General features: G+C 62.5%; 25 protein-coding genes and 1 tRNA gene. 9 read left to right on the top strand and 17 right to left on the bottom strand.

The annotated features are described in order from the left end of the window. The first annotated feature begins 153 nt into the window (after nt 1-153). From CP958_RS06425 to CP958_RS06435, 3 genes are all read left to right on the top strand, one after another. Entirely contained in the window at nt 154-474 is a 321-nt protein-coding gene (locus CP958_RS06425) for a 2Fe-2S iron-sulfur cluster-binding protein (protein ID WP_096701248.1), read from the top strand. A 32-nt stretch (nt 475-506) separates the two neighbouring features. Further along, nucleotides 507-1,754: an FAD-dependent oxidoreductase gene (locus CP958_RS06430; protein ID WP_096701249.1), complete on the top strand. Its 1,248-nt coding sequence runs from the start codon at nt 507-509 to the stop codon at nt 1,752-1,754. Nucleotides 1,755-1,858: 104 nt separating this feature from the next. Further along, nucleotides 1,859-2,455 (top strand): TetR/AcrR family transcriptional regulator, encoded by a 597-nt coding sequence (locus CP958_RS06435; protein WP_170958863.1) that lies wholly within the window; start codon nt 1,859-1,861, stop codon nt 2,453-2,455. On the opposite strand, the gene CP958_RS06440 is transcribed toward CP958_RS06435, so the two are convergent. From CP958_RS06440 to CP958_RS06470, 7 genes are all read right to left on the bottom strand, one after another. Continuing rightward, nucleotides 2,456-4,114 (bottom strand): methyl-accepting chemotaxis protein, encoded by a 1,659-nt coding sequence (locus CP958_RS06440; RefSeq protein ID WP_170958864.1) that lies wholly within the window; start codon nt 4,112-4,114, stop codon nt 2,456-2,458. It lies immediately after the preceding gene. Between the two features lie 252 nt (nt 4,115-4,366). Continuing rightward, a complete protein-coding gene (locus tag CP958_RS06445; RefSeq protein WP_096701156.1) occupies nt 4,367-5,518 on the bottom strand; it encodes a CaiB/BaiF CoA-transferase family protein in 1,152 nt (383 codons plus the stop codon). Nucleotides 5,519-5,529: 11 nt separating this feature from the next. After that, on the bottom strand, nt 5,530-6,690 hold the full coding sequence (locus tag CP958_RS06450) for an acyl-CoA dehydrogenase family protein (RefSeq protein WP_096701157.1): 1,161 nt from the start codon (nt 6,688-6,690) through the stop codon (nt 5,530-5,532). Nucleotides 6,691-6,707: 17 nt separating this feature from the next. Beyond that, nucleotides 6,708-8,375, bottom strand: coding sequence for an acyl-CoA dehydrogenase family protein (locus tag CP958_RS06455; protein WP_096701158.1), 1,668 nt, complete (start codon nt 8,373-8,375; stop codon nt 6,708-6,710). 19 nt (nt 8,376-8,394) lie between these two features. Beyond that, the gene (locus CP958_RS06460; RefSeq protein WP_096701159.1) at nt 8,395-10,230 is read right to left on the bottom strand and encodes a feruloyl-CoA synthase; all 1,836 of its coding nucleotides are present in this window, start codon (nt 10,228-10,230) and stop codon (nt 8,395-8,397) included. A gap of 48 nt (nt 10,231-10,278) precedes the next feature. Continuing rightward, entirely contained in the window at nt 10,279-11,481 is a 1,203-nt protein-coding gene (locus CP958_RS06465; protein WP_096701160.1) for a thiolase family protein, read from the bottom strand. 155 nt (nt 11,482-11,636) lie between these two features. Beyond that, nucleotides 11,637-12,185, bottom strand: a complete 549-nt coding sequence (locus tag CP958_RS06470; RefSeq protein WP_096701161.1) for a DUF2889 domain-containing protein — start codon at nt 12,183-12,185, stop codon at nt 11,637-11,639. 272 nt (nt 12,186-12,457) lie between these two features. On the opposite strand from CP958_RS06470, the gene CP958_RS06475 reads away from it, so the two are divergent. The 4 genes from CP958_RS06475 to CP958_RS06490 all read left to right on the top strand — a co-directional run bounded on the left by CP958_RS06475 (nt 12,458) and on the right by CP958_RS06490 (nt 17,307). Further along, complete coding sequence (locus tag CP958_RS06475; RefSeq protein WP_096701162.1) at nt 12,458-13,429, top strand: sirohydrochlorin chelatase; 972 nt, start codon at nt 12,458-12,460, stop codon at nt 13,427-13,429. Between the two features lie 202 nt (nt 13,430-13,631). Beyond that, a complete protein-coding gene (locus tag CP958_RS06480) occupies nt 13,632-15,743 on the top strand; it encodes a 3-hydroxyacyl-CoA dehydrogenase NAD-binding domain-containing protein (RefSeq protein WP_096701163.1) in 2,112 nt (703 codons plus the stop codon). Between the two features lie 205 nt (nt 15,744-15,948). Then, on the top strand, nt 15,949-16,395 hold the full coding sequence (locus tag CP958_RS06485) for a MarR family transcriptional regulator (protein ID WP_096701164.1): 447 nt from the start codon (nt 15,949-15,951) through the stop codon (nt 16,393-16,395). Nucleotides 16,396-16,692: 297 nt separating this feature from the next. After that, nucleotides 16,693-17,307: a TetR/AcrR family transcriptional regulator gene (locus CP958_RS06490; RefSeq protein WP_096701165.1), complete on the top strand. Its 615-nt coding sequence runs from the start codon at nt 16,693-16,695 to the stop codon at nt 17,305-17,307. A gap of 104 nt (nt 17,308-17,411) precedes the next feature. Here CP958_RS06490 and CP958_RS06495 read toward each other — a convergent pair whose 3' ends face one another. The 10 genes from CP958_RS06495 to hisG all read right to left on the bottom strand — a co-directional run bounded on the left by CP958_RS06495 (nt 17,412) and on the right by hisG (nt 23,932). After that, on the bottom strand, nt 17,412-18,641 hold the full coding sequence (locus CP958_RS06495; RefSeq protein ID WP_096701250.1) for an integrase arm-type DNA-binding domain-containing protein: 1,230 nt from the start codon (nt 18,639-18,641) through the stop codon (nt 17,412-17,414). A 210-nt stretch (nt 18,642-18,851) separates the two neighbouring features. Further along, nucleotides 18,852-18,927: transfer RNA gene (locus CP958_RS06500), tRNA-Phe, on the bottom strand. A gap of 80 nt (nt 18,928-19,007) precedes the next feature. Then, the gene (gene yacG / locus CP958_RS06505) at nt 19,008-19,193 is read right to left on the bottom strand and encodes a DNA gyrase inhibitor YacG (RefSeq protein ID WP_096701166.1); all 186 of its coding nucleotides are present in this window, start codon (nt 19,191-19,193) and stop codon (nt 19,008-19,010) included. Beyond that, nucleotides 19,190-20,227 carry a ribonuclease E/G gene (locus CP958_RS06510; RefSeq protein ID WP_242442777.1) on the bottom strand — a complete coding sequence of 346 codons (1,038 nt, stop codon included), beginning with the start codon at nt 20,225-20,227 and terminating at the stop codon, nt 19,190-19,192. Before CP958_RS06510 ends, yacG begins: the two co-directional genes overlap by 4 nt. Further along, complete coding sequence (locus tag CP958_RS06515; RefSeq protein ID WP_096701167.1) at nt 20,224-20,796, bottom strand: Maf family nucleotide pyrophosphatase; 573 nt, start codon at nt 20,794-20,796, stop codon at nt 20,224-20,226. The genes CP958_RS06510 and CP958_RS06515 overlap by 4 nt, the downstream gene beginning before the upstream one ends. Nucleotides 20,797-20,800: 4 nt before the next feature. Beyond that, on the bottom strand, nt 20,801-21,019 hold the full coding sequence (infA, locus tag CP958_RS06520) for a translation initiation factor IF-1 (protein ID WP_008617671.1): 219 nt from the start codon (nt 21,017-21,019) through the stop codon (nt 20,801-20,803). Nucleotides 21,020-21,107: 88 nt separating this feature from the next. Beyond that, complete coding sequence (locus tag CP958_RS06525; protein WP_008617670.1) at nt 21,108-21,551, bottom strand: arsenate reductase ArsC; 444 nt, start codon at nt 21,549-21,551, stop codon at nt 21,108-21,110. Nucleotides 21,552-21,558: 7 nt separating this feature from the next. Continuing rightward, nucleotides 21,559-22,032: a UPF0262 family protein gene (locus CP958_RS06530; RefSeq protein ID WP_096701168.1), complete on the bottom strand. Its 474-nt coding sequence runs from the start codon at nt 22,030-22,032 to the stop codon at nt 21,559-21,561. Beyond that, complete coding sequence (hisD, locus tag CP958_RS06535; RefSeq protein ID WP_242442785.1) at nt 22,032-23,270, bottom strand: histidinol dehydrogenase; 1,239 nt, start codon at nt 23,268-23,270, stop codon at nt 22,032-22,034. Before hisD ends, CP958_RS06530 begins: the two co-directional genes overlap by 1 nt. A gap of 62 nt (nt 23,271-23,332) precedes the next feature. Further along, on the bottom strand, nt 23,333-23,932 hold the full coding sequence (gene hisG / locus CP958_RS06540; RefSeq protein WP_242442786.1) for an ATP phosphoribosyltransferase: 600 nt from the start codon (nt 23,930-23,932) through the stop codon (nt 23,333-23,335). 206 nt (nt 23,933-24,138) lie between these two features. Between hisG and CP958_RS06545 the strand changes: the two genes are divergently transcribed. Together CP958_RS06545 and CP958_RS26885 are read left to right on the top strand one after the other, a co-directional pair. Next, a complete protein-coding gene (locus CP958_RS06545; RefSeq protein ID WP_096701171.1) occupies nt 24,139-24,864 on the top strand; it encodes a response regulator in 726 nt (241 codons plus the stop codon). Continuing rightward, nucleotides 24,861-26,345 carry an ATP-binding protein gene (locus CP958_RS26885; RefSeq protein WP_242442778.1) on the top strand — a complete coding sequence of 495 codons (1,485 nt, stop codon included), beginning with the start codon at nt 24,861-24,863 and terminating at the stop codon, nt 26,343-26,345. The genes CP958_RS06545 and CP958_RS26885 overlap by 4 nt, the downstream gene beginning before the upstream one ends. Nucleotides 26,346-26,355: the final 10 nt, after the last annotated feature.

The following is a 26,355-nucleotide window of genomic DNA, read 5'->3' on the forward strand; positions in this document are numbered from 1 at the left end:
AACGCTCATCCCGAGCAGCCGCGATCATGGAGGAGTTTATTATAGACCGACGCGTCGGTCTATAATAAACTCAGCCTATTCTAATTCCAACATGCGGGTCGTGCCCTCTCCGTATTCATCAGGCCCGTCATGCCAGACGACAGGAGCAAAGCCATGCCCACCGTTATCTATAGGGAAGCCAATGGCACCTTGCATCGCATTCAGGCCAAGCCGGGCCGGACCCTGATGCAAATCGCCGTCGAACACGGCGTCCCCGGTATTTTCGGCGACTGCGGTGGCCACTGCACATGCGCCACCTGCCACGGCTATGTGGAGGAAAGCTGGATTGCCAGACTCCCGCCTCCGGCGGAAACCGAGGCGTCCATGCTCGAGGCTGTGGACGTACGCCTCGCCGGAAGCCGGCTGTGCTGTCAGATCCGCATGCAAGACGATCTCGACGGGATCGTCGTCGAGCTTCCCGCCGAGCAGACATAGCCCGGCACTCCCATCATATGGAGGCGACAGTAATGACCGATCGCTCACTCGTAATCGTCGGCGCCGCGCATGCGGGTGTCGAATTGGCCTTCACGGCGCGTCAGCACGGCTGGCCCGGCCCCATCGTCCTTCTGGGCGAAGAGTCCGAGCCCCCCTACCAGCGCCCTCCCCTGTCGAAAGCCTACCTCGACGGAGAGACGGTGGCCGACGAACTGATCCTGCGCACCGCAAGCGCCTACGGCGAAGCTGGCATCGCGATACGGTTGGGTATCAAGGCCACCCGCATCGATCGGGCCGGACGGACCTTGGAACTGAGCGATGGATCGCGGCAGGCCTACGATAAACTGGCCCTATGCACCGGCGGGCGCCCGCGGCCCCTGACCGTCGAAGGAATGGTCGCGGGCAAACCTCCCGCCAACCTGCACTATCTTCGCACCCGCCAGGATGCCGACCACATACGCTCCAAGCTGACGGCAGGCACCCGCCTGGCAATCGTCGGCGGCGGCTATATCGGCCTGGAAATTGCCTCCACTGCCCGCCGCCTCGGCGCCATCGTAACCCTGTTGGAAGCGGAACAGCGCGTCCTCGCCCGCGTCACGGGGTCAGAAATGTCGGCGTTTTATCAGCGCGTCCACCAAGAGGCCGGGGTGGATATCCGCACAGGCACCACCGCGGAGAAAATCGAGTGTGACGATACCGGCATTATCCAAGCTGTAACGGTTCGCGGCGGCGTGCAGATTCCGGCGGAACTGGTGATCGTCGGCATAGGGATGCTGCCCAATATCGAGCTCGCGGCGGATGCCGGCCTGACGGTGGATGGCGGCATCATTGTCGATGAATTGTCCAGAACCTCCGATCCCGACATCGTCGCCGCCGGCGATTGCACCGCCCATGACAATGCGGCCTACGGACGGCGAATCCGACTCGAATCCGTGCCAAACGCCCTTGAGCAGGCCCGTGCCGCCGCTCTGGCGCTCTGCGGCAAGCCCAAGCCCAATCGTTCGATACCCTGGTTCTGGTCCGATCAGTTCGACCTCAAGCTTCAGATGGTCGGGCTGTCGGCCGGTCATGAACAATGCGTGCTGCGAGGCTCTCCCGCCGATCACAGTTTCATCGCCTTCTACCTGCGCGATGGCAGGTTGATCGCCGCTGACGCGGTTAATCGGCAAGCCGACTTCCTGGCTGCGAAGCGACTTGTAACGACCGCCGCAGCCATAGACCCGACCCGGCTCGCCGACGTCTCCATCCCGCTAAAGGACCTGCTTCTTCAAAACCAATAAAGCCCCAATTTGGATCGAGAGGCGCTTTACAACGACCCGTGATCATGCGAGAGCGATGGACCATCCTGCGGACTGGGCCACTGCAAAATCAGGGAAGAAATACGATGGTGCGGGTTCGAGCCGACGATTACGACACCAAATGCCAGTCGATTCTCGACAGTGCGGCCGCACTTTTCGCCAAGACCGGCTATCCCGGCGCCAAGATGCAGGACATCGCCAAGGCCTGCGGCGCCACCAAATCGATGCTCTACCACTACTTCCCAACCAAGGACGATCTGCTGCTCGCCCTGCTCACCGAGCATCTCGAGCGCCTCATCGTCGAGCTGGAACTTGCCCTATCGGAAGCGGGGGCTGGAGAGCGGCGTTTCGCCAACTTCATTCGGGCCTATGTGCAAAAATCGGCACAATCGCGGCAACGGCACCTCAGCGCCATGAACGACGTAAAGTTCCTGCCCGTCGAAATGCAGCCCCCCATCCTGCAACTGCAGGCCAAGGTCGTCACGTTGGGGACGGCCCTACTGCGGGAGTTGCGCTCCGACCTGCCGGCGACCGTCTACAAGCCTTATGCGCTATTGCTGCTCGGCATGCTCAATTGGACCGACCTATGGTACAAACCCGAGGGCACGATTTCGCCGCAAGAGTTGTGTGACCGTATCCAGCGCCTGTTCCTCCACGGTTTTCTCGCCGAAAAGGCCGGCTAGTCAGACCGCCCTGACATCGCCCAGAAATTGATCCACCAGCCTCTTGATATCCTCGGAACGCCGGGCTAGGCCGCGAGCCGATTCCAGCACATGGCCAGCCGCAGCACCGGTATTGCCCGCGGCCCGAGTCACCTCCCCGATGGTGGAGGCCACATCACGGGTACCCGCCGCCGCCTGCTGTACATTGCGGGCGATCTCATGGGTAGCGGCGCCCTGCTGCTCAACCGAGCAGGCGATGGCCGAAGCAATACCGTTGATCTCGCCGATCCGCTGGGAGATTCCCCCTATGGCCTCGACGGTAAGACGGGTAGCCTCCTGTACGCTGGAGACCTGTTGGGCGATCTCATCGGTGGCCTTGGCGGTCTGATTGGCCAAGTTCTTTACCTCGCCGGCCACCACGGCGAAGCCCTTGCCCGCATCTCCCGCCCGCGCCGCCTCGATGGTCGCATTCAGAGCCAGGAGGTTGGTTTGGCCGGCGATGTCGTTGATCAGCTTTACGACATCGCCGATCCGCGACGCTGCCCCGGCCAATCCCCTCACCAGTTCGTCGGTATGGGAAGCCTCCTCCGCGGCGGAGCGGGAAGCTCGGGAAGACCGTTCCATCTGCCGGCCAATCTCGGCGATGGACGAACTGAGTTCCTCGGCGGCGGCGGCCACCGTTTCGACGTTAACCGATGCCTGCTCGGTCGCGGCGGCAACGGTTGTGGTCTGGCGACTCGTCTGCTCTGCATTGGCCGCCATGGATTGGGCGACCGAGGTCATTTCCGCCGCCGCACTTGCCACGGCAGCGATCGCCTCACTCGCAGCTGTATCGAAAGATTGGGTCAGGCTGGCAATCGCCCGGTTTCGCGCCTCATCCTTATCCAATTCCTGACGCTGTCTCGCCTCCATCCGCAGGCGTTCGATGGCGTTGATCCGGAAAATCTCTACCGTACGGGCCATGGCCCCGACCTCATCCCGACGATCCTGCGAAGGGACATCCACATCGGTCGCATTTTCAGCCAGCCGGGCCATTACTGCTGTCAGGCCGACTACCGGCCCGGCGATCAGCCTGGCCAGTCCCAGACTGACAGCACCGCCCAGCACCAGGAATATGGCCAGAACGGCGTAGTATGTCGCCTGGGAGGACGCGGCAACACCGACCGCCCCCCGGTAGGTCTCATCGGTCTCCTGGTCGGAGGTTTCGGCGAGATTACGTAACTCGCCGATCAAGGCATCGTATTGCTGCTCGGTGTTGACCATCATCACCAGCGCCGTCACCTCGTCGGTGGCGGAGACGTCGAGGACCTTGATCGAAGCGTCTCCGAACGCCTCAATCTTGGCCTGAACGTCGCCGAGTCCCGCCACCGCCTTGGCAAGCCGGGCGACGTCTTGCCGCAATTGACTCTCCAATTCGGCGATCTTGTCCTTCTTGGCTCCGGTGCTGCGCCATCCCAGCAACCGATAGAGATTGGATTGAACGACCGTACTGGCGGTTCTTACCTCGGCGATCACTTTGTACTTACGGAAGGCGCCATCGTGAAGATCGGTCAGAGCCATTCCCTGCCTGTTGGTTCCCAACTGGAAAATAGCCGTCAGGATCAGCATACAGAGGACAAGAAGCAGCGGCGCAATCAGCACCTTCACCAGAATGCGTAGATTGGCGACATAGGTAAGCACGGCGTCCCCCATATCGTTTCGCGGCCCCAGGCTCCATCTGCAGCCCCCGCATAACCGGGATATTGACCAAATAGTCACCATTGGATGACGCCAATGTCAATGAATTTTGTTGCGATCCGCACCAATCTGGTTTTTACCTATAACCGGCCTAGGTTGGGGTCAATATGAGCATACAGACGGCAAGCCATCACACCAGACAGGCCACATCCGTCAATTATATGATGACCGTCCGGTTATTTTACCTTATGCCACTCAGATGCCGACGATTTCCTGCCCCAGCATCTCCTCGATCTCGTCGTCGCCGAAACCGGCTTGGCGCAATATCGCGACGGTATGTTCCCCGATCGCCGGTGGCGGCAGGCTGATCGAGCCGGGAGTACGGTCGAACCGGGGAGCAGGAGCGGGCTGAACCTGGCCTGCGGCCTCCACAAAAGTGCCCCGAAACATGTTGTGGCGATGTTTTGGGGCCTCGGCCATGGATAGGACCGGAGCGAAACAGGTGTCGGTCCCCTCCAGCAAAGCGCACCAGTCGTCACGGTTTCGCGCCTTGAATACCTTGGCCAGCCTAGCTTTCTGAGCCGGCCAGTCGGCCTTCGACCACTGGGGAAAATCCTCTCGGCGAAGTCCCAGCGTGTCGAGCAGAAGCCCGAAGAACTGTGGTTCGATAGCTCCAACCGAGACAAACCCGCCATCGGCACATTCGTAGCAGGCATAGAACGGCGCGGCGCCATCCAGAAAGTTATCCTCCCGCCGGTCGGTCCACTGGCTCGCGGCGTGGAATCCATAGAGCTGCGCCATCAAAAGCGCGGCACCATCGGTCATGGCCGCATCGACCACCTGGCCGAGCCCCGAGCGGCGGGCTTCCAGCAGGGCGCAGACCATGCCGAAGGCCAGCAGCATGCCGCCGCCGCCGTAATCACCGACAAGATTGAGCGGAGGCACCGGCGGCCGCCCTGCCTCGCCAATGGCATGAAGAGCCCCCGACAAGGCGATGTAGTTGATGTCGTGACCGGCAGCCTGAGCGAGAGGGCCAGATTGGCCCCAGCCGGTCATCCGCCCGTAGACGAGGCGTGGATTGCGCCCCAGGCAAACCTGCGGCCCAAGTCCGAGGCGTTCGGCGACGCCGGGGCGATATCCCTCGATCAGGGCGTCGGCCCCCTCAATCAGGCGGAGAACGGTCTGAATGCCGCGCGGATTTTTAAGATCAATGGCGATGGAACGCCGCCCGCGGTCCGTCGGACCACCGGCCGCCTTCAGCTTGTCGAAATCACCACCGCTCCCCATCGGCTTGCGGTCGACCCGCACGACGTCGGCCCCCATATCCGCCAGCAGCATGGTACCGAACGGAGCAGGCCCGAGACCGGCCAATTCAATGATCCTGATACCGGCAAGGGGACCGGACATCCGCGCATCTCCTAAAGCCTCTTGGCTACTTCCTCGAGCATCACCTCGGTCGCGCCACCGCCGATGGTCAGGATGCGGGCATCTCTCGCCATCCGTTCGACGGGGGTACCGATCATGTAGCCGGCTCCACCGTGCAGTTGCAGGCAGCCATACATGACGTCCTGCAGACTCTCGGCCGACATGACCTTGACCATCGATAGTTCGCGGACACAGTCGAACCCACTGGCGTCCAGTTCGGCCGCCTGATAGGCCAATGCACGAGCGGCAGCCGCCTTGGCAGCCAGCAGCCCCAGCCGCTGGCGGGTTGCCTGCAGATCCCACAAAGTGCCGCCGAACGCCTGCCGGTTTCGGACATGTTCCAGGGTCAATTCGAGGGCCTTGGCGCTTTCGCCGGCACAAATCGCCCCCACCACCATCCGTTCGTTCTGGAAATTCTTCATGATGCCGTAGAAACCCTGATTTTCCACTCCCAGGAGGTTCTCAGCCGGCACTCTTGCGTCGTCGAAGAACAGTTCGGCGGTATCGGAACAGCGCCAGCCATGCTTCTCCAGCTTGCGCCCCACCACGAAACCGGGCGTTCCCTTTTCGATGATAAACAGTGAAATGCCCCGGCTCCCTTTGGCGGCCGGGTCGCTCCGCGCCGCCACGACGTAGGTGTCGCCGTAAACGCCATTGGTGATGAACGTCTTGCTGCCATTGATGACCCAATGGTCGCCATCGCGTATTGCGCGGGTCCTGAGACCGGCGACGTCTGAACCAGCCCCCGGTTCGGTCACGGCGATGGCGCAGACCTTCTCCCCACGGATCAGCGGCGGGAGGTACTTGGCCTTCTGTTCGGCCGTGCCGTCACGGGTGATATGGGTCGCAGACATGTCCGTATGGACGGTGACGCAGGCGGTCACGCCGCCGAAGGTGCTTCGCGCCAGTTCCTCGGCGAAGACCATGGAGGCGAGCGGCCCCAGATCGGTGCCGCCGTATTCCGCGGGATGACGCATTCCCAGAAACCCCAGTTCCCCCATCTGGCGGAAGATATCGCGCGGAATCATCCCGTCGCGCTCCCACTGTTCGCCATGGGGGATGATCTTCTCATCGACGAAACGCTTCACCTGTCCGCGCAGCATGCGCAATTCGTCGGTAATGCAGCTGGGATCGGGAAACCGCACCTCGGCCATGCCCCCCCCTTTCCGGCTCAAGCCACCTGGAAAATTGCGACCGGCATGTCGTCGAGCCGCAGCGGCAGTTGACACATCCGGGCGTGATGCCGGGCCTCCGGCAGCATGAAATCGCGAACGAATCGGGCCAGCGCCCGAATTTTTACGGGATCTGGGGCCTTTTCGGCATGACTTTCCAGTCTGGCCCAGGCGGCTCCAAAGGCTGCCAAGCCGGTCAGTCGCATATAGGAATGGGCCAAGGGCTCGGGATGCGGAGATGTCGCCACCACCTCGCTGGCCTGCCGCCAATCCTCCAGTACCTCCGCCAGGGCTTGGGTGGTCGCCGGGTTACCGCTCTGCTGTGCGGCCGCAATCGCCGCCACGATATGGCCGTCGAAGGCCGAAATGGTCCGGCCATCCTTCAGCAACCGCCCCGCGACCGTCAGAGCGTGAATCCCGTTGGTGCCCTCGTAAATCTGGGAGATCCGGGAATCGCGCAGGATCTGCTCCAGCCGGTATTCCCGGAGATAGCCATAGCCGCCATGAACCTGAATGCCCAGATTGGCGGCCTCGACCACCGCCTCGGTACAGAACACTTTGCAAACCGAGGTCATGAGATCAACCAAGGGCGAGCCGCCATCAGCCTCGATATCGGCCAAGGTCGCGTAGGTCATGGCCCGCCCTCCAAGGGTCAAGGCCATCTGAGTCATCAGCATCCGCCGGACGTCCTCATGCTCGGAGATCACCACCGGCCCGGTCGAATCACCACGCCGCCCTTGCACCCGGCTGGCGGCATAGGACAGCGTCCGTTGCGCGGCGCAATCGGCCAGGGCAACCCCCTGTAAGGCCACCTCAAGCCGTTGGACGTTCATCAACGTGAACATCCGCTTCAAGCCCTCGCCGGGACCACCGATCATCACCGCCTGGGTACCGTCAAAGGCGAGTTGGCAGGTGGCGGCGGCATGCAGCCCCATCTTCTCCTCGATTCGGACCACCGAGATACCGTTGGTAGATCCATCCTCGAGGTGGGAGGGAGCGAGAAACAGCGATAACCCCTTGAGTCCAGGCGCGGCATCCCGCGTACGGGCCAAAACCAGGTGAACCACACGCCCGGTGAAGTCCTGGTCACCGCCAGAGATGAATATCTTGCCTCCGTCGATGGTCCAGCCGTCGCCCTGGGGGGAAGCGGTGGTCCGGATCAGAGAAAGGTCGGACCCCGCCTGGGGCTCGGTAAGGCACATGGAAGCCAGCCACTCGCACGAGGCCAGACGTGGAATCCACAGGGCCTTGACGTCATCATCGGCGTTGACGGCAAGGGTACGGATGACCCCCTGGGCCAGGGAAACGCCCATGTGAAAGGAAATGCAGGCGCCCGCCAGCATCTCGGAGAACGCACTGGCCAGCAATCCAGGCAACCCCTGGCCGCCATATTGGGGATCCGCCGCCAGTCCCTGCCACCCTCCTTCGCGGAACTGAGCAAATGCACGATGGAAAGCCTCGGGCAGATGAACCCGTCCATCAACCAGCTTTACCCCCTCGCGATCACCGATGGGGTCGAGCGGAGCGATGGCCTCGTCGATGAAGCGGCCCGCATGGGTCAGCACCTCGGCGGCCAGCCCGGAATCCCAATGGATGATCCGGGGAGCATCGGCGATATGCTCCAAAGTGAAGAGAATTTCCGCGAGTGGGGCACGATAATCGATCATAACCAACTGCCTCCTAGTCCTATACCCGCACCACGTCGGATTCGTCGTCGCGATATAACCGCTCCACCAACTCGGCGCGATGAACCAGAACGGCCCGCTGGTTGATGTAGCCCTTATCGGTGATTTCGTTGGCGTCGATGGAAGGCGGTACGTCCAGGAGCCATGCCCGACAAATTCTCATGGAACTGCCGGTGGCGGTGGCGGCCATCGCCTTCAGTCCTCGCTCAAGAACCGAGCGCACTTCATGCCGCCGGATCAGAACCGGCAGCGGGATATCTCCGGAAATATCGGGGCAAAGCGACAGACAGCCTGCGGGATTGGGAAATACCAGCATGCCGATTTCTTCGCGATCGTGGCCGGTGATCACCGCGTCGGCGATGACCGGCGCGCAAGCACTGATGGCCGCCAAACGCAATGCTCCGACACTGACCCAGACGCCGGACATCAGCTTGAAGTCCTCGGCAATCCGACCATCGAACCGGATTCCGTTATGAGGATTGCGAGAATCGACGAACTGCACTGCGTCGCCGGTGATATACCAGCCGTCATCATCAAACGCCTTGGACGTCAGGTCGTCGCGCCCCCAGTAGCCGGGAGTGATGTTGGGCCCTTTCACCCGGCATTCGAGCTTGCCGTTATTGGGAACCAACCTGATCTGATTTCCAGGACCGGGCAGGCCGATAATACCGGCGCGATCGATATCGAAATGCACCAGGGTCAACATGGGCGATGTCTCGGTGGAGCCCAGGGCAGACATCAGCCGTACCGGCCGGCCCTGATGGGCCTGGGCAACGGCCTGTAGCCCATCCCACACCTTCTGGGGCAACGCAGCCCCGGCATAGAACATCAGGTCCAGGTCACGGAACAGACTGTTGCGAAGATCCTCGTCAGCCTCAAGGTAGGGCAGCAGCATGTCGAAGCCACGCGGAACGTTGAAGTAGAGGGTGGGGGAAACCGCCTTCAGATTGGCGACCGTCTTTTCCAGCGCCCCCGGCATCGGCCGTCCCTCGTCAATATGGAGGGTTCCGCCATGGGCCAGGACCATGTTGAATATCCAGTTGCCACCCATGGTGTGGCTCCAGGGCAGCCAATCCACCACTACCGGCGGACGGTTCGCCAGAAACGGCCATAGCTGCGCCGTCGCCTGCTGGTTTGAACACAACATGCGCTGGGTGTTCTTTACCCCCTTCGGCGTGTCCGTCGATCCCGAGGTAAAAAGAATCTTGGCGATCGTATCGGGACCAACCCTGCGGTTGGTATCCGCCACCGCCCCGGTCGGCGTAACGGACATCATCTCGTTGAAAGGAGTGGAACCGGTTCGATGGTTTCTGCTGGTGACGAATCGGGCGCCACTCGCCTCCGCTAACGCCAAGGCTCGGCCGAAACGATCACCATCGGCGGCATAGACTAGGCCAGGCTTCAGAAGCGACAGGATATGCTTCACCTTGCCCAGATCCTGGGATGCCGATGAATACGCGACAGAAACGGGAGCAACCGGCACTCCAACATGCATGCCGGCCAGTGCCAGAAGCGCGTGGTCGATACCGTTTTCCGAGAGTATCAGCAGCGGAACCGACGGCCCCAGGCCTTGGTCGATCAGGAACTGGGCGATCGCCTCCACCGCCCGCAAAGCGTCACGGTAGCCGAGCTTTCGCCAATCACCGTCTTCCCCTCGTTCGGCCAAAAAGGGGTGGGCCGGGGTCGTCTCCGCCCAGTGGCAAAGCATGTCGCCCAGGCATCGGGCGTAAGGCCCCAGTTGCTGTGGCGAACGCACGATTACCGAACCGTCCTGCCGTTCGACCACATCGACCACGGCCGGAGCGAAAGTCAGCGGACTGAGTCGGGAGGCATTCATCGTCAGTGCTCCACCCTTGGCGTGATACCCTTGTTGGCTCGCCCCGGATCAGGCGTCGCCGACCTCGACCACCACTGCCATGGCTGTATCGCCCGCGGCGCAGCCGGTAAAAAGCCCCCTTCCGCCGCCCTTTTGTACCAGTTCCTCAATGAGCTCCATGATGGCCCGCAGTCCCATGGGGGCCTGGGGATGTCCATAAATCAGGGAACAGCCATTGTTGTTGAGGCGCTCGAGCTCGAATCCAGTGGCGGCGGCGAAATACAGGTCATTGACCGCGAACGGGTTGTGGGTTTTGACGGCATCGACGTCAGCCATGGACAGACCGGCCTGGTGCAGCGCCTCCCTGGCTGCGGGAACCGGCGCCTCGGGCATATAGGCCAATTCCACCCGCGACTGGCCGAAGCCGATCAGACGGATACCGACCCTGGCGTCCGTGGAAAGCTCGCGCGCCTTCTCCCGGTCGGTGACGATCATCGCGGCATTGGCGTCGGCGGGATGGGTCTGGCCACCGAAGGTTACTGTGCCGCCCTCGGCCACTGGACGTAGCCGGGCAAGCCCCTCGGCGGTGGAGCGCGTTAGCCCCTCATCGCTCTCGATGACCTTCACGCTCTTGGTGAACCGAGGGTCCGGCACCTCGAACGGCAGGGTCATGTAGCGCTTCTGGAAAGCATGGCCATTGGCGCAGGATGCTTCGTACTGCGCCTGCCGCATCAGCACCACCTCGTGCTGCTGCTCTGTTGTGAAACCGTGCCGTTGCGCCACGTTTTCGGCAGTCGCCACCATGGCCTTACTGGTCAAGGGGTCGCCCCGGACGAAATTATCCATCACCCACTCCTCGGTCTCGCCGGTCCCACCGGGAGCGCTGGGATTGGGGTAATACACATGCGGCCCGTTGGATAGGCGGTCACAACACTGTACCAGCGTAACCTTCGAACGCCCCGCATCGATATCGGACGCCGCCGTCAACAGTCCTCGGACAGAAGTGGCGCAGGCCTGACTGATAGTCGGCCCTCCCGCTCCGGTTGCTCCGATCAGCCCCGTCAGCCAGGGTAGGCCGTAGAAGCTCGCGTTCTGCGGCACGCTGATCCCCAGCACCCCCGCATCGATCACCGTCGGATCGATATTACGTCTCTTCAGTTCTCTGGAAGTGACATAAGCCGCGAATTTCATGGAATGCAGGCCGGCAAAGCTTCCCTGCCACTTGGCGAACGGAGTGCTCCAGTAGCAGCCATACGGCACCCATGCAGTCATCGCAGTTCCCTTTCAATCGATCAGCACAGTAGAGCATACCGCCAGTCCCTCAGAGCCAAGGTAACCGACCGGTCATTCTGATAATCAAAGGCTATGCGACCCCACTCGGCCTGTCAAGGCGACGTTAAGCAGGTTCAATCACCACCGCCCGCTCCTCAGTCCTGCCTCGGTACGAAGAACTCGGGGAGGATCTCCTTGACCAGATCCCCATCCGCCTGCCAGGCACGGCAGCCGTCCAGGAAATGGGGAGGCTCACCCTTTTGACGTAAGCGTTCGAACGGATCGATACCATCAACTTCGGGAGATATGGCAATCGCCTGATAGGCCACGGTCGCTACAGAAAACAGCAACTCCACCTGATGGGTACAACTCTCGCTCCGCCCAATTTTCTTTGAGACCTGCTGCTTCCAACCAGGAGATATCCGCTCCCCGACCAGACAACCGAACAGGTCGTTATCGCCCGCGCATGCGGCGAACGGCCCGGCATCCATGATCGTCGTCACGCTTCGAATTACCAACGTACTGTCGAACACCACCGACAATCTCATGACATGAATGGCGCGTCCGGTCGTGATCGTGGTGTCGACCAACTTTCCTTCGATCTCGAACAAGCCGTCATCCCGGAGAAACGAGGCGTACTCGATATGACGGGTCTGAATCGGCCGACGACGGGTATCGCCGTCACTGACACTATCTCGGTTCAATGGTCGCTCCCGCGCTGAGGAAGGCCCACCATATCAGGTGAACAATCAGTCAAATATATTGGGCATTGGAGATGGCTGTCCACATCCCCCCACACATACCCTGCGCTTTATCAGGTAAATTGCACCGCCACCACCGACCAGCCACCGAAAAATTGGATGACTTACAGGTCACCATACGTCTGGCCTTGGGATTTCCCCGATGATAGGCTGGTGAAAGACTAAAAATTCGACATTCACCAGCCGGACGGCTCGAAGGCAAGGACCAGGGCGATATGAGCGAGAAGATCGGTGTGATGTTGTGCGGCCATGGCAGTCGCGACGTGGACGCCATCCGGGAATTCCAGGCGCTGGCCGGCCATCTGGCCCAAAGGCTGCCCCAGTACGAGGTGGATTCGGGCTTCCTGGAATTCGCCACCCCCATCATCCGCACCGGCCTGGGCGCCCTGAAGGCCAAAGGCGTGTCGCGCATCTTGGCGGTGCCGGGCATGCTGTTCGCGGCAGGCCACGTCAAGAACGACCTGCCGTGGGAGATCAACTCCTTCGCCGCCGAGAACCCGGACCTGCCCATCACCTTCGGGCGCGAGCTGGCCATCGACACCAAGCTTCTGGCCGCGGCAAAGGCCCGCATCGAGGAGGCCGAAGCCCTGGGCGCTTCCAGCGTCGAGCGCAAGGACACCTTGCTGCTGGCGGTGGGGCGCGGCACCAACGATCCCGACGCCAATTCCAACATCGCCAAGGTGGCGCGCATGCTGTGGGAAGGCATGGACTTCGGCTGGGCCGAGATCGCCTTTTCCGGCGTCGCCTATCCCCTGGTCGACCAGGCCCTGGAGCGGGTGACCAAGCTGGGCTACAAGCGGGTCATCGTCTTCCCGTACTTCCTGTTCACCGGCATCCTGGTCAAGCGCATCTACGAGTGGACCGATCAGGCGGCGAGCGCCCATCCCGCCATCGAGTTCCTCAAGGCCCCCTACCTCAACGACCACCCCCTGGTGGTCGATAGCTTCGTGGAAAGGGTGGGCGAGATCCTCGACGGCTCGCCGGCCATGAACTGCAGCCTGTGCAAGTACCGCGAACAGGTGGTGGGCTACGAGGCCTCGGTGGGCGCCGTCCAGGCCGGCCATCACCACCATGTGCGCGGCATCGGCACCGACGCCGATCACGGGCATGACCACGCCCCCCATAGCCATACCCATAGCCATGGACATGGACATGGACATGGGCATCACCATCATCACCACAACTGAGACCGGGCCTCGATTAGCAGGGTCATCGGGCCTTGGCTAGGCTCAGGGGAACACAACGCGGATGCCTTGACTCGGCTCCGTGGAGTGCGTATCGTCCGAGACACATATTAACCGGACGGTCATCTTAATATCTCCACCTCCATTAAGCTATTGAAGGCGAGCTATTAGACCGCATTGGAAATCAGGCTAAGGAACCAAACGCATGAGCAGCATTGTCACCTCGTCGGTCGTTGACGGTATTGCGACGGTTCTTATCGATGCTCCGCCGGTCAATGCCGCCAGCCAAGCGGTGCGTGCCGGTCTGAAAAGGGCCTTTACCGAGTTGCGAGACCGCTCCGACTTCGAGGCGGTGGTTCTCGCCTGCGCCGGCCGCACCTTTATGGCTGGCGCCGACATCGGTGAGTTCGATACCGGCATTGCCGAGCCGGGCTATCATGAGGTATTCCGCCTGATCGAAGACTGCCCAAAACCGGTAATTGCCGCTCTACACGGTACCGTACTGGGGGCTGGCACCGAGATGGCCATCTCGTGTCACTACCGCATCGCCGACAAGGGGACTAAGATCGGCTTACCCGAACTGTCGCTCGGCATCATCCCCGGAGCTGGCGGGACCCAGCGTATGCCGCGCCTGATCGGGCTGGAGGCTTCCATCGACCTGGTGCTATCGGGCAAGCCACTGCTCGCCACTAAGGCCGCGGAGATAGGCCTGGTGGACGAAATCGCCTCGGGCGACGTCAACGCCGCCGCCTTGACCTACGCCAGAACACTGGTGGCCGAGGGCGCCAAGCCTCGCCGTACACGCAACCTACCGGTCAAGGATGCCGGCAGGGCCGGTGAGTTGATCGCCGCCAGGCAGGCCCAGGTGGCCAAGACCATGAAGAATCGCAACTCACCCGTGAAGCTGCTGGAAGCCATGGCCGCCGCCGCCTCCCTGCCCTTCGACCAGGGGCTGAAGGTCGAGCAGGACATTTCCGATCAGTTGGTTGATGCCGTCGAGGCCCGGGCGCTACGGCACCTGTTCTTCGCCGACCGCGAAGTGCGCAAGATTCCGGGCATCACCAAGGACATCAAGGCCCGGCCCATCCGCAAGGTCGGCATCGTCGGCGCCGGCACCATGGGCGGCGGCATCGCCATGTGCTTCGCCAATATCGGCGTGCCGGTGACCATCATCGACGTCTCGGACGAGAACTTGCAGCGTGGCCTGGGGGTCATCCGCAAGAACTATGAACACTCGGTGTCGCGTGGCTCGCTGACCGGGGAACAACTCGAGGGTCGCATGGGCCTGCTCTCGACCAGCACCGATTACGCATCGCTGTCCGATGCCGACCTCGCCATCGAGGCGGTGTTCGAGAAGATGGAGCTGAAGAAGAACATCTTCCAGAAGCTCGACGCAGTCCTGCCTCAGGGCGCCATCCTCGGTACCAACACCTCGACGTTGGATATCGATGAGATTGCCGCCGCGACCAAGCGTCCCGCCGACGTCATCGGCCTGCACTTCTTCAGCCCTGCCAACGTCATGCCGCTGCTGGAAATCGTCCAGGGAGCCAAGACCTCCATGGACGTGCTGCTGACCGCTCTCGACATGGCCAAGCTGATCAAGAAGACCGGCGTGGTCTCCAAGGTCTGTTACGGCTTCATCGGCAACCGCATGATGGACCCCTATGCCCGCGAGGCCGAGCGCATGATTCTCGAGGGCGCCACACCGGAGCAGACCGACGGGGCGATGGAAGAGTGGGGTATGGCCATGGGCATTCATTCGGTCTTCGACATGGCCGGGATCGAGGTTGGCACCAACTGCCGCCTTGCCAATCCGGACATGGTGCCGAACGACCCCAGCTACTATAGATGCTCGGATGTGCTGGTGGAAAACGGCCGCTTGGGCCAAAAGGTCGGGAAGGGCTTCTATCTTTACGATCCGGCCACCCGCAAACGTAGCCCCGATCCCGAAGCCCTCGCATTATTGCGGGGAGAGGCCAAGCGCCTCGGTATTCCGCAGCGCAATCCCGGCAAGCAGGAGATTCAGGATCGCTGCCTCTACGCCATGATCAATGAGGGTGCCAAACTACTAGAGGAAGGCATCGCTCTGCGCGCCTCCGACATCGATGTGGTCTACACCGCCGGCTATGGCTTCCCACGTTACCGTGGCGGGCCGATGTTCTATGCCGATACGATCGGCTTGAAAGCCATCCGAGATCGCATACTCGAGCTCAAGGAAATTCTCGACCCGCAATACTGGACTCCCGCTCCGCTGCTGGAAAAACTGGCCTTGGAAGGCCGGACCTTCGCCGAATGGGACGCGAGCAATAACGGCTGAAACGGATATCCTCCCGATCCCGGACAGCCGATATGGAGGCCTGCCGTTCCCGCCGGCAGGCCTCCCCTCCGGGCAAGCAGCCAAACTGCCGCAAAGACGGCAGCCATCAACGTCAAGAAGCCCATCAACTAGCATCACGCACTATTACCCTAGATATTAATTTGAATTTACTGATTTATTATCCAATCCAACAGATAGGATATATATGAATATTACTGATCTTATCGGATATCATCTCCGCCGCGCAGAGGCAGTCACTAAGAGTGACTACGCCAAGGTAACTTTTGATCTTAACATATCTCCAGCACAGTTCTCTGCCCTTGTCGTTATCGCCAAGAACCCAGGATTGATGCAATCGGATCTGGCTGACGCTCTCGGAATAGATCGCTCGGCCGTTGTCCATCTCATAGATGCACTTGAGGCCCAGCACCTTGTTATCCGTGAGAAAATTAAAACAAACCGCCGCAAGTATCTTCTTTATATAACCGACGAAGGCATAAAAATCCGCAATGATATAAAAAGACGGCTCGATGACTCCAATGAGATAAGACTCAAGAACCTAACACTCGATGAACGAGAGCAACTTATGCATCTTCTTAAAATGATCTACTCAAACAGCAACTCAACAGATCCAAAACAACACCGATCATAGTCTTAAAAATTTATGCCGGTCGTTAAGTGTATTTTCCACCTCATAGCAGAACCAACATCGTAAATTTGGAAGCTAATATGACGAAACAGTTCCATGCCCCAACGTTCTCGACGCGACGTGACCATAGCGGTAATCAAAAATATATAGAACGATAATCGGTTGATAGTGTCCGTTGTTATGGGCGGGAAGCAGCAATTGTAGCATCGACCCCACATTAATACGCACACCAACAACCAAACCGCTCGATACCAGCAACGATATTGCCTCGCGCGCCAACGCGCATAAAGGATCATATTGATGCCAAGAACAAAATCACAAGACTACACGTCAATAAGAGCCACAATCCTAAAAAATGCCGCAGACCTATTCACTACAAATGGCTATCACGGAACATCGATAACAAAAATATCAGAGGCAAGTAATATATCAAAATCAGGAATATACCATTATTTCACATCAAAGGACGAAATACTTAATGAACTACTATCTCAACATATAGACAAAATATTTGATGCGGTAGTTTTGGCTCTTAAATCATCACAATCTCCAATTAAACAACTACAAACGCTTACCGCCATACTTATCGAAATGCATGAAAATACAAAAAATAACCCTGCCGTTCTTATTGGGGAGGCGCGACACCTTAATGAGAACGATCAGGATCGTATCGCAGGGCTAGAAAGACAAATCATAAAAATTGTTGATGGGGTAATGGCAAACATAATGATAAACACAAAAGATCTTCAAGATAAACCACAATATGCAACAATATTATATTTTAATATGATTAATTTTATACACATACATAAGTACAACCGCGAATCTATAGATGTAAATTACTCTAAGATTTCTGAGCTTGCCTATAATATATTTCTACACGGAATTCTTCACGATGACGCCTTATGTAAATGAACAACATTTTCACGTAGATGGCGATCACCTGATAACGCCATTTTGATAGATGGTCAGATGCCGTGATGTTCCCTACATTCAAAATATTATACACTTGATTACAGTTACACCTTCGACAAAGGCTTAGATCTACGTTCTATCGTTTTCCCATTTTGCGCCATCAACTTATCGAGATAATCAGCCCACCATTGCATCATATCGACGCGCTGCGACCAGTGCTCGCCACGCGCGTAGGCACGCCGGACATCGTTGTTCTCGACGTGAGCAAGCTGCCGCTCTATAGCGTCGGGGTGCCACTTCCCACATTCATTCAACAGACTGGATGCCGTAGCTCGGAAACCATGCGCCGTGGCTTCATCCTTGCCATAGCCGAGCCGGCGCAAGGCGGCATTGAGGGTGTTGTCGGAGATAGGGCGCTTGGCGGTACGAATACCAGGAAACAGAAGGGCGCCCCGCCCGGTGATAGCGTGCAAGCCGCGCAGAACCTCCACGGCCTGTTTGGACAATGGGACCTGATGCGGCCGCCGCATCTTCATGCGGCCGCTAGGGATAGTCCAGATCGCCTTGTCGAAATCGAACTCGGACCACTCGGCCGCCCGCAGTTCTCCGGGGCGCGGGAACAGAAGCGCCATCAGTTGCAACGCCGACCGGGTGCTCGGCTGCCCATCGAACGCGTCGATCGCCCGCAGTAGTGCCCCGAACGCCTTCGGCTCGGTTATGGCGGCGCGCGGCGTGACGGTCGGCCTGGTCAAAGCGCCCTGAAGGGCGTAGGTGGGATCGTTCTGCGCTCGGGCCGTGGCGACGGCGTAACGGAAAACGCTGCCGATGGTGGAACGCAGGCGGCGGGCGGACTCATACCGCCCCCGCACCTCCACCTCCCTCAGCACCCGGAGGACGGCGGGCGCATCTATCTCCCTGATCGAACGGGTTCCCAACGTCGGGTAGGCAAAGGAGAGCAGCCACTCGATCTTGGTGATCGTCGCCTCGGCGCGCCCTTCCCGCTTCAACTTGGCGGTATACTCCTCGGCGATGGCGCGAAAGCTGTCGCCGAAACCATATTGCAGCACCTTCCGCTGCTTCCTGTCCTCAGAAGGATCAATGCCGGCTGCCAGGAGCTTCCGGGCGGCGTCCCGCGCTTCCCTGGCCGCCGCCAGCGAAACCGCAGGGTAGGTCCCAAGGGCCAAAAGCTTCTGCTTACCGCCGAACCGGTACGCCAGCCGCCACAGGCGCGCACCGGTTGGCGGCACCCAGAGCTGAAGTCCGTCACCATCGGAAAGCTTCTGCAATTTAAGGTCGGGCCGGGCATTCCGGCACTTCATGTCGCTCAACGCCATGATCCGGTCCTCCTGTTGGTACAGGATACCAACAGGCCCTGCGGATACCAACAGGAATACCAACCAACGGTTTTGGCAGATCAAATGCGTCGAGGTTTTCCTGACCACCCCGAACTACGACGACATCCCGAAAAAACAAGCCTTTAAAACACGTTAGCCGTCCCTGAGCGTATCAGGAACGGCTTAACGGACCCTTTCGGGTGAAAGGAATGGTGCCCAGGGCCGGAATCGAACCAGCGACACTGCGATTTTCAGTCGCATGCTCTACCAACTGAGCTACCTGGGCCTCGCACGCCTCGCGGCGAAGAGGAGGCGCTTATAGGCGACTTTCGCCGCCTCGGTCAAGCCCCCCTGAGGCAAAAAAGTTCAATCATCCTCGGGAAGGCCTTCGGGGTCTTCCACCGCCGGTGCCCGGTAGGATTCGTTCAGCCAGCGGTGCAGGTCCACGTCGGCGCAGCGGGCCGAACAGAACGGCTTGTATTTGGGGAGTGCGGGCTTGCCGCAGATGGAGCAGGCCAGGGTCTTTTCGCCATTCGTCGCATCGGTGGTCATGGGGTCGTTTCCTCGATCAGGACGTCTTCGGGGGCGCGGGCGGCATCCTCCCGAATGGTCAGGGCATGGCCCAGGCGGCGTTCGGCTTCGGTCCGCTCGGCGGCGAGGCCCGCCAGGGCGGCGGCAACCGAAGGAGCGGCGCGCAGGGCCAGCATCTTGCCCGGCCGGGCCAGAGTCTCGGCCAGCAGGGATCGCAGGGCCGCCAGGGCCAGGGTTTCCGGCGTGGCGGCCTGGGCGCGCCGGCACAGCAACTCGGCCAAAGAAGCCCCATGGCGCTCGCGGGTCAGTTCCACCAGCCCGAGCGGCGATACCCCGAATACGTGGGTGGGCACCGGGTCGGCCGCCACCGCTTGGCGGAGAGCCTCGGCCAGCCGGTACAGCGGCTTGCGGTCGCGGCCCGAGACGAAATCCACCACCGCCTGCCCACCGATGCTCCGCAGACGCAGTTGGCGGGCGATTTCCGCCACGGCCGCCATGTTGGCCTCGGCGGGGCGCCGGCCGGCCGAATCCACGTCGATGGCGGTCAGGGCGGCGGTCTGCTCGATGACCAGCCGTCCCCCGCCGGGCAACGGCACCACCGGGTCGAGGGCGGCCGCCAACGCCTCATCCACCTCGTGATGGGCATTGGGCACGATCCGGGCCTCGGAAAAGGCGGCGCGCAGCCGCTCCAGCGGGTCGGGACGGCGCAGCAGGGCCGGCGCCTCGCCGGCCGCCGGAAAGCCGTCCTGAAGAGCCAGCAGCGCCCCCTTGCCGCCCCGGCCTTCCGCCCGCACCCGCACGACGATGGCGGCGCCCTCGGACAGCCCCAGGGCCTTGGCGCCGGGCAGGAAGCCGGGACGGTCCCCCTGCCCCAATTCCACGAAGGCGGCGTCCAGCCCCTTGTCGAGGGCGGTCACCCGGCCACGGAACACCGAATCGAGCAGAAGGGAGGGGCGATCGACAACCAGCTCGATCGGCCGGCCGTCGGCCAGCACCAGATAGCGGGCTTCGCCGGGGCCGGAGGAGATGAGGATTTCGATGGCGGCCCGGCTCACGGGGCGTAGCCGAACCCGTCCAGCAACTGCGCCGTCTCGAACAGCGACAGGCCGACGATGTTGGAGTAGGAGCCCTGAATGTCGCGGACATGGCGCGCCGCCAGCCCCTGGATGGCGTAGCCGCCCGCCTTGCCGTCCCACTCGCCCGAGGCGACATAGGCGGCGATCTCGGCATGGGACAGGCGCTTGAAGGTCACCGAGGTGGTCACGGTGCGGCGCCCCACCCGCCCGTCGGGAGCGATCAGGCAGATGCCGCCCACCACGCGGTGGCGGCGCCCCGACAGCAGGTCCAGGCACTTGCGCGCGGTGGCTTCGTCCTCGGCCTTGGGCAGGATGCGCCGGCCGCAGGCCACCACCGTGTCGGCGGCCAGTACAAAGGCCCCCGGATGGCGGGCGGCCACGGCAAGGGCTTTCGCCTCGGCCAGACGGCGGGCGTGGGGAACCGGCAATTCGCCTTTGAGGGGCGTCTCGTCGATATGGGCTGGGTCGACGAGACCGGGCGTGATGGCGATCTGGCGAAGCAGGTCGAGGCGCCTGGGCGATGCCGACGCCAGCACCAGAACGGCCATGGGATTACTTATAACGGAAGGTGATGCGGCCCTTGGTCAGGTCATAGGGCGTCATTTCGACGTTCACCCGGTCACCGGCCAGCACGCGAATGCGGTTCTTGCGCATCTTGCCGGACGTATGGGCAAGAATCTCATGGTCGTTGTCGAGCTTCACCCGGAACATGGCGTTCGGAAGCAATTCCGTCACCGTCCCCGAAAACTCGATCACATCCTCTTTCGCCATTTGGCCTCCAGACTGGGTTTTGCGCGCGCGAAGATAAGTGAGCGCTGGCAGGTTTTTGGTCAAGCCTTTTCGAGCGTGGGCGGGGTTATTATTCCCGTGCCATGCCCTGGGGCGGGAAGCGCTTGCGGATATGGCGCTCCAATTCATCGCGCACCGCGCGGTAGGCATCGAGACGAACCTCGCGGCTGCCCTCGATCAACGTGGGGTCGAAGGTGGGCCAGAACTCCACCTCGCAGGCGTTGTGGCGGGTCAGGTCCACCGCCTTGTGCTGGGCCTCGGGCGACAGCGACACCACCACGTCGAAGCTGTCATCCTCCAGTTCCTCGAACAGGCGCGGCTTGTGCTTGGAGACGTCGATGCCGATCTCGTCCATCACCTGGACCACGAAGGGATCGGGCTCGCCCCGGCGCACGCCGACGGAATAGACATAGATGCGCTTGCCGTGGATGCGCTTCATGATGCCTTCCGCCATGGGCGACCGCACCGCGTTCATGGTGCAGCAGAACAGCACGGCGGAGGGCAGGTCCCCCATCTCCCCCCTACCCCCTGATGTGGAGGACGCAGATGAGGGTGAACAGGCGCCGCGCGGTATCGAAATCCACGTCGATCTTGCCCCCCAGGCGCTCGCGCAGCAGTTCCGAGCCCTCATTGTGCAGGCCCCGGCGCCCCATGTCGATGGCCTCGATCTGGCTGGGCGTCGACTTCTTGATGGCGGCGAAATAGCTTTCGCAGATCAGGAAGTAGTCCTTGACGATGGACTGGAAGGTCTTGAGCGGCAGCGGCACCTGCACCAGGGGCGATTCGTCCTCCTTGCGCACGTCGAAAATCAGCCGCGTATCCTCCAGCCGGATATAGAGGGCGTAGGGGCCGACGAAGTCGCCGTTGGGGGCGAAATAGTTCTCTTCCAGCAGGTCGTAGAGGGCGACGGCCCGCTCGTGTTCCACCTCGGCGGCGCGGCGGACCTGATGCTTCTCCACCAATTCGATCTTGGAGAGCTTCTGCCGGTGCGGCATCAGCCCGGTCCCATGTTGAGGCGCAAAGCCACGGACAGACCGTGCGCCCCCAGCCCTTCCGCCTCGGCCAGACGCACCGCCGCCGGGCCGATGGCCCGTAAGCTGTCGGCATCGCAGCCCAGCAGCGTGGTGCGCTTCATGAAGTCCAGCACGCCGAGGCCCGACGAGAAGCGGGCCGAGCGCGCCGTGGGCAGCACGTGGTTGGGACCGCCGATATAATCGCCCACCGCCTCGGGGGTGTAGCGGCCGAGGAAGATGGCGCCGGCATTCCTGACCTTGGCGGCCAGGGTATCGGGATTCTCGATGGCCAGTTCCAGGTGCTCGGGCGCGATGCGGTCGATCAGCGGCAGGGCGGCGTCCAGGTCGGGCACCACGATGATGGCGCCATGGCTGTCCCAGCTTTCCCGGGCGATCTTGGCGCGCGGCAGGGTCTTGAGATGGGAGTCCACCGCCTCGGCCACCCGCCGGCCGAAACCGGCATCGTCGGTGATCAGGATGCTCTGGGCGGCGGTGTCGTGCTCGGCCTGGCTCAGCAGGTCGGCGGCGATCCAGGCGGGATCGTTGAAGCGATCGGCCACCACCAGGATTTCCGACGGCCCGGCGATCATGTCGATGCCCACCGTGCCGAACACCCGGCGCTTGGCAGCGGCCACCCAGGCGTTACCGGGACCGACGATCTTGTCCACCGGACGGATGGTCTCGGTGCCATAGGCCAGGGCGCCCACCGCCTGGGCACCGCCGACACGGTAGATTTCATCGATACCGGCCACCTTGGCGGCGGCCAGCACCAGCGGGTTGAGCACGCCGCCCGGCGAGGGCACCACCATCACCAGCCTGGGGACGCCCGCCGCCTTGGCGGGAATGGCGTTCATCAGCACCGACGAGGGATAGGCGGCGGTGCCGCCCGGCACGTAAAGGCCGGCGGCGGAGACCGGGCTCCAGCGCAGCCCCAGCCGCACTCCGGCGGCATCGGTGAAGAAGTCGTCGCCGGGCACCTGACGGGCGTGGAAGGCGCGGATGCGCTCGGCGGCCAGTTCCAGGGCCGAGATCAGTCCGCGATCGCAGGAGGCATAGGCCGCCTCGACCTGTTCGGCGGTGATGCGGAGCGTGGCGGCGGTCAGCTCCAGCCGGTCGAAGCGGCTGGTGTATTCGATCAGCGCCGCGTCGCCGCGCGAACGAACCTCGGACAGGATGGCGGCCACCGCCTGATCCACGTCCTCGTCCACCTCGCGCTTCATGGCCAGCAGGGCGAGAAAGGCGGCTTCGAATCCGGGGGCCTGGGAGTCGAGGTTCTGCACGTTCAGCCTCCGCAGGCCTTGCGGAAGGCCTCGATCCAGCCGGTCATCTCGTCGGGGCGGGTCTTGAGCGCGGCGCGGTTGACGATCAGTCGGCTCGTCACCTCGGCGATCACCTCCACCTCCTTCAGGCCGTTGGCCTTCAAGGTGGCGCCCGACGACACCAGGTCGACGATGCGGGTGCACAGACCCAGCGACGGGGCCAGTTCCATGGCGCCGTTGAGCTTGACGCACTCGGCCTGGACGCCGCGCGCCGCGAAATGGCGCCGGGTCACTTCCGGGTATTTGGTGGCGATGCGCACGTGGCTCCAGCGCCTGGGATCGTCCGAGGCGGCCAGATCGTCGGGCTCGGCCACCGACAGGCGGCAGGCCCCGATGCCCAGATCGAGCGGCGCGTAGATTTCGGGATAGTCGAATTCCATCAGCACGTCGTTGCCGGCCACTCCCAGATGGGCGGCTCCGAACGCCACGAACGTGGCGACGTCGAACGAGCGCACCCGGATGATATCGATATGGGGATGGTTGGTGGCAAAGCGCAACAGCCGGGTCTTCGGATCGTCGAAGGCGGGTTCGGGCAGAATGCCGGCGGCACGGACCAGCGGCATGGCCTCGTCGAGAATGCGGCCCTTGGGCAGGGCGATGACCAGTTTGTCTTGCGGGCTCACGGCTATTGAAACTCATATCTTCCGGGGAGCCCTGTTTACCCGGTTTCTCGCCCCCATTCCAGTGCGGAGAAACAATCTTTCGTCTGTTACCATCGGTTACCGAAAAGCAACCGACGCCGGGGAACCGGCGGGGTATAACGGATGACATGGACACTACCAATCCGCATATCCTGGTCGTTGACGACGACCGCGAAATCCGCGACCTGCTGACCAAGTTCATGATGCGGCACGGCCTTCGGGTCAGTGCCGCCAAGGACGGCGTCGAAATGATGAAGGTGCTCGACGAGCGCCGCATCGATCTGGTCGTACTCGACCTGATGCTGCCGGGCGACGACGGCCTGACGCTCTGCCGCCGCATGCGGGAGACCCGCTCGGGCGTGCCGATCATCATGCTGACCGCCATGGGCGAGGACACCGACCGCATCGTCGGGCTGGAGATGGGGGCCGACGATTACGTGGCCAAGCCCTTCAATCCCCGCGAATTGCTGGCCCGCATCAAGGCGGTGCTGCGCCGGACCCAGGGCACGGACGAAACCGCCCCCGGCCGCAGCGGCACCAAGGTGAGCTTTCTGGGCTGGACCCTGGATCTGGCCAGCCGCGACCTGCTGTCGCCCGACGGCGTGATGGTGGCGCTGTCGGCCGGCGAGTTCGGGCTGCTGCAGGTCTTCGTCGAACATCCCCGCCGGGTGCTGTCGCGCGACCAGTTGCTGGACTTCGCCCGCGGCCGCTCGGCGGTGCCCTTCGACCGCTCCATCGACATCCAGGTCAGCCGCTTGCGCCGGCGCATCTGCGACGACGCCCGCGACCCGCAGATCATCAAGACCGTGCGCGGCGGCGGCTATCTCTTCACCCCCGAAGTGGAACGGTCATGAGCGCCGCCCGCTCCGCCTGCGTCAGGCTGCTGCCCGACAGCGTGGTGGGGCGTACCGCCGTGGTGCTGGTGGCGGCCCTGCTGATCTCGGTGGCGTCGGCGGTGGTGCTGTTCGCCATCCAGCGGCAGGAGGCGCTGGAATCCATCGGCGGACGCAATGCCGCCGAGCGGGTGGCCGCCCTGGTCACCCTGGCCGAGCAACTGGCCCCCGACCTGCGCCAGGATACGCTCAGCAGCCAGGACACCCCCAATTTCCGTGTCGGCTGGGGGCCTCAGCCCGTCGCCCTGGACGACGAGAATTTCGGACTGGCCGCCTTTGTGCGCTCCTCCCTGGAGGAGGGGCTGGAGGGACGCGAGATCAAGGTTTCCACCCGTCCCGGCCCGCTGCTGGGTGGCCCCGCCACCGGCATGGGGCGCGGCGGACGGCACATGCATGGCGGCGGACCCGGTGGCGGGCCTGGCGGAGGTCCGGGATTTGGCGGCGGACCGGGCGGGCCGGGCGGCCCCGGCGGCGGCAAGGTGATCGGGCCGTCGCTGCGCGTTTCGGTGCACCTCAACGACGGGTCGTGGCTGAACGTGCTGGCGCCGCTGGACCTGGGCGATCCCCTGTGGCGGCCGCGCTTCGTGGCGCCGCTGATCATCGCCCTGGTGCTGGTCACCCTGGCCGGGCTGACCGCGGTGCGGCGCGCCACCCGCCCCTTCGCCACCTTCGCCCAGGCCGCCGAGCGCCTGGGGGTCGACGTCTCGGCGCCGCCCATGGCCGAAACCGGCCCGCGCGAGGTACGCCAGGCGGCCCAGGCCTTCAACGTCATGCAAGGCCGCATCGCCCGCTTCGTGCAGGACCGCACCCAGATGCTGGCGGCCATCAGCCACGACCTCAAGACCCCCATCACCCGGCTGCGCCTGCGGGCCGAGTTCATGGACGACGACGACCAGCGCACCAAGATGCTGAACGACCTGGAGGAAATGGAGGCGATGATCGCCGCGACCCTGGCCTTCGCCCGCGACGACGCGGCCAGCGAACCGCGCATCCGCCTCGATCTCGCCGCCATGGTCCAGGGCATGGTCGAGGACCTCGACGATCTGGGCGCCCGCTGCTCCTATGACGGACCGGCGGCCCTGGTGGTCGAGGCCCGCCCGGCGGCGCTGAAGCGGGCCCTGGGCAATCTGATCGACAACGCCATCAAATACGGCGGCTCGGCCGCCGTCACCCTGGCGGCCAGCGGCCGCGACGCCGTGATCACCATCGACGACCAGGGACCGGGCATTCCGGCCGAGGCGCGGGAACGGGTCTTCGCCCCCTTCGTCCGGCTGGAAGCCTCACGCTCCCGCGATACCGGCGGCACCGGCCTGGGGCTGGCGGTAGCCCGCGCCGCCATCCGCGCCCATGGCGGCGACATCACCCTGTCCGACCGCCCCAGAGCCGACAGCGCGGGCGGTGGGCTGCGGGTGACGGTGAGCCTGCCGGGAACCGGAGCCTAGGGCGCGTCAG

The organism is Magnetospirillum sp. 15-1 (assembly GCF_900184795.1).
Lineage (GTDB): Bacteria > Pseudomonadota > Alphaproteobacteria > Rhodospirillales > Magnetospirillaceae > Phaeospirillum.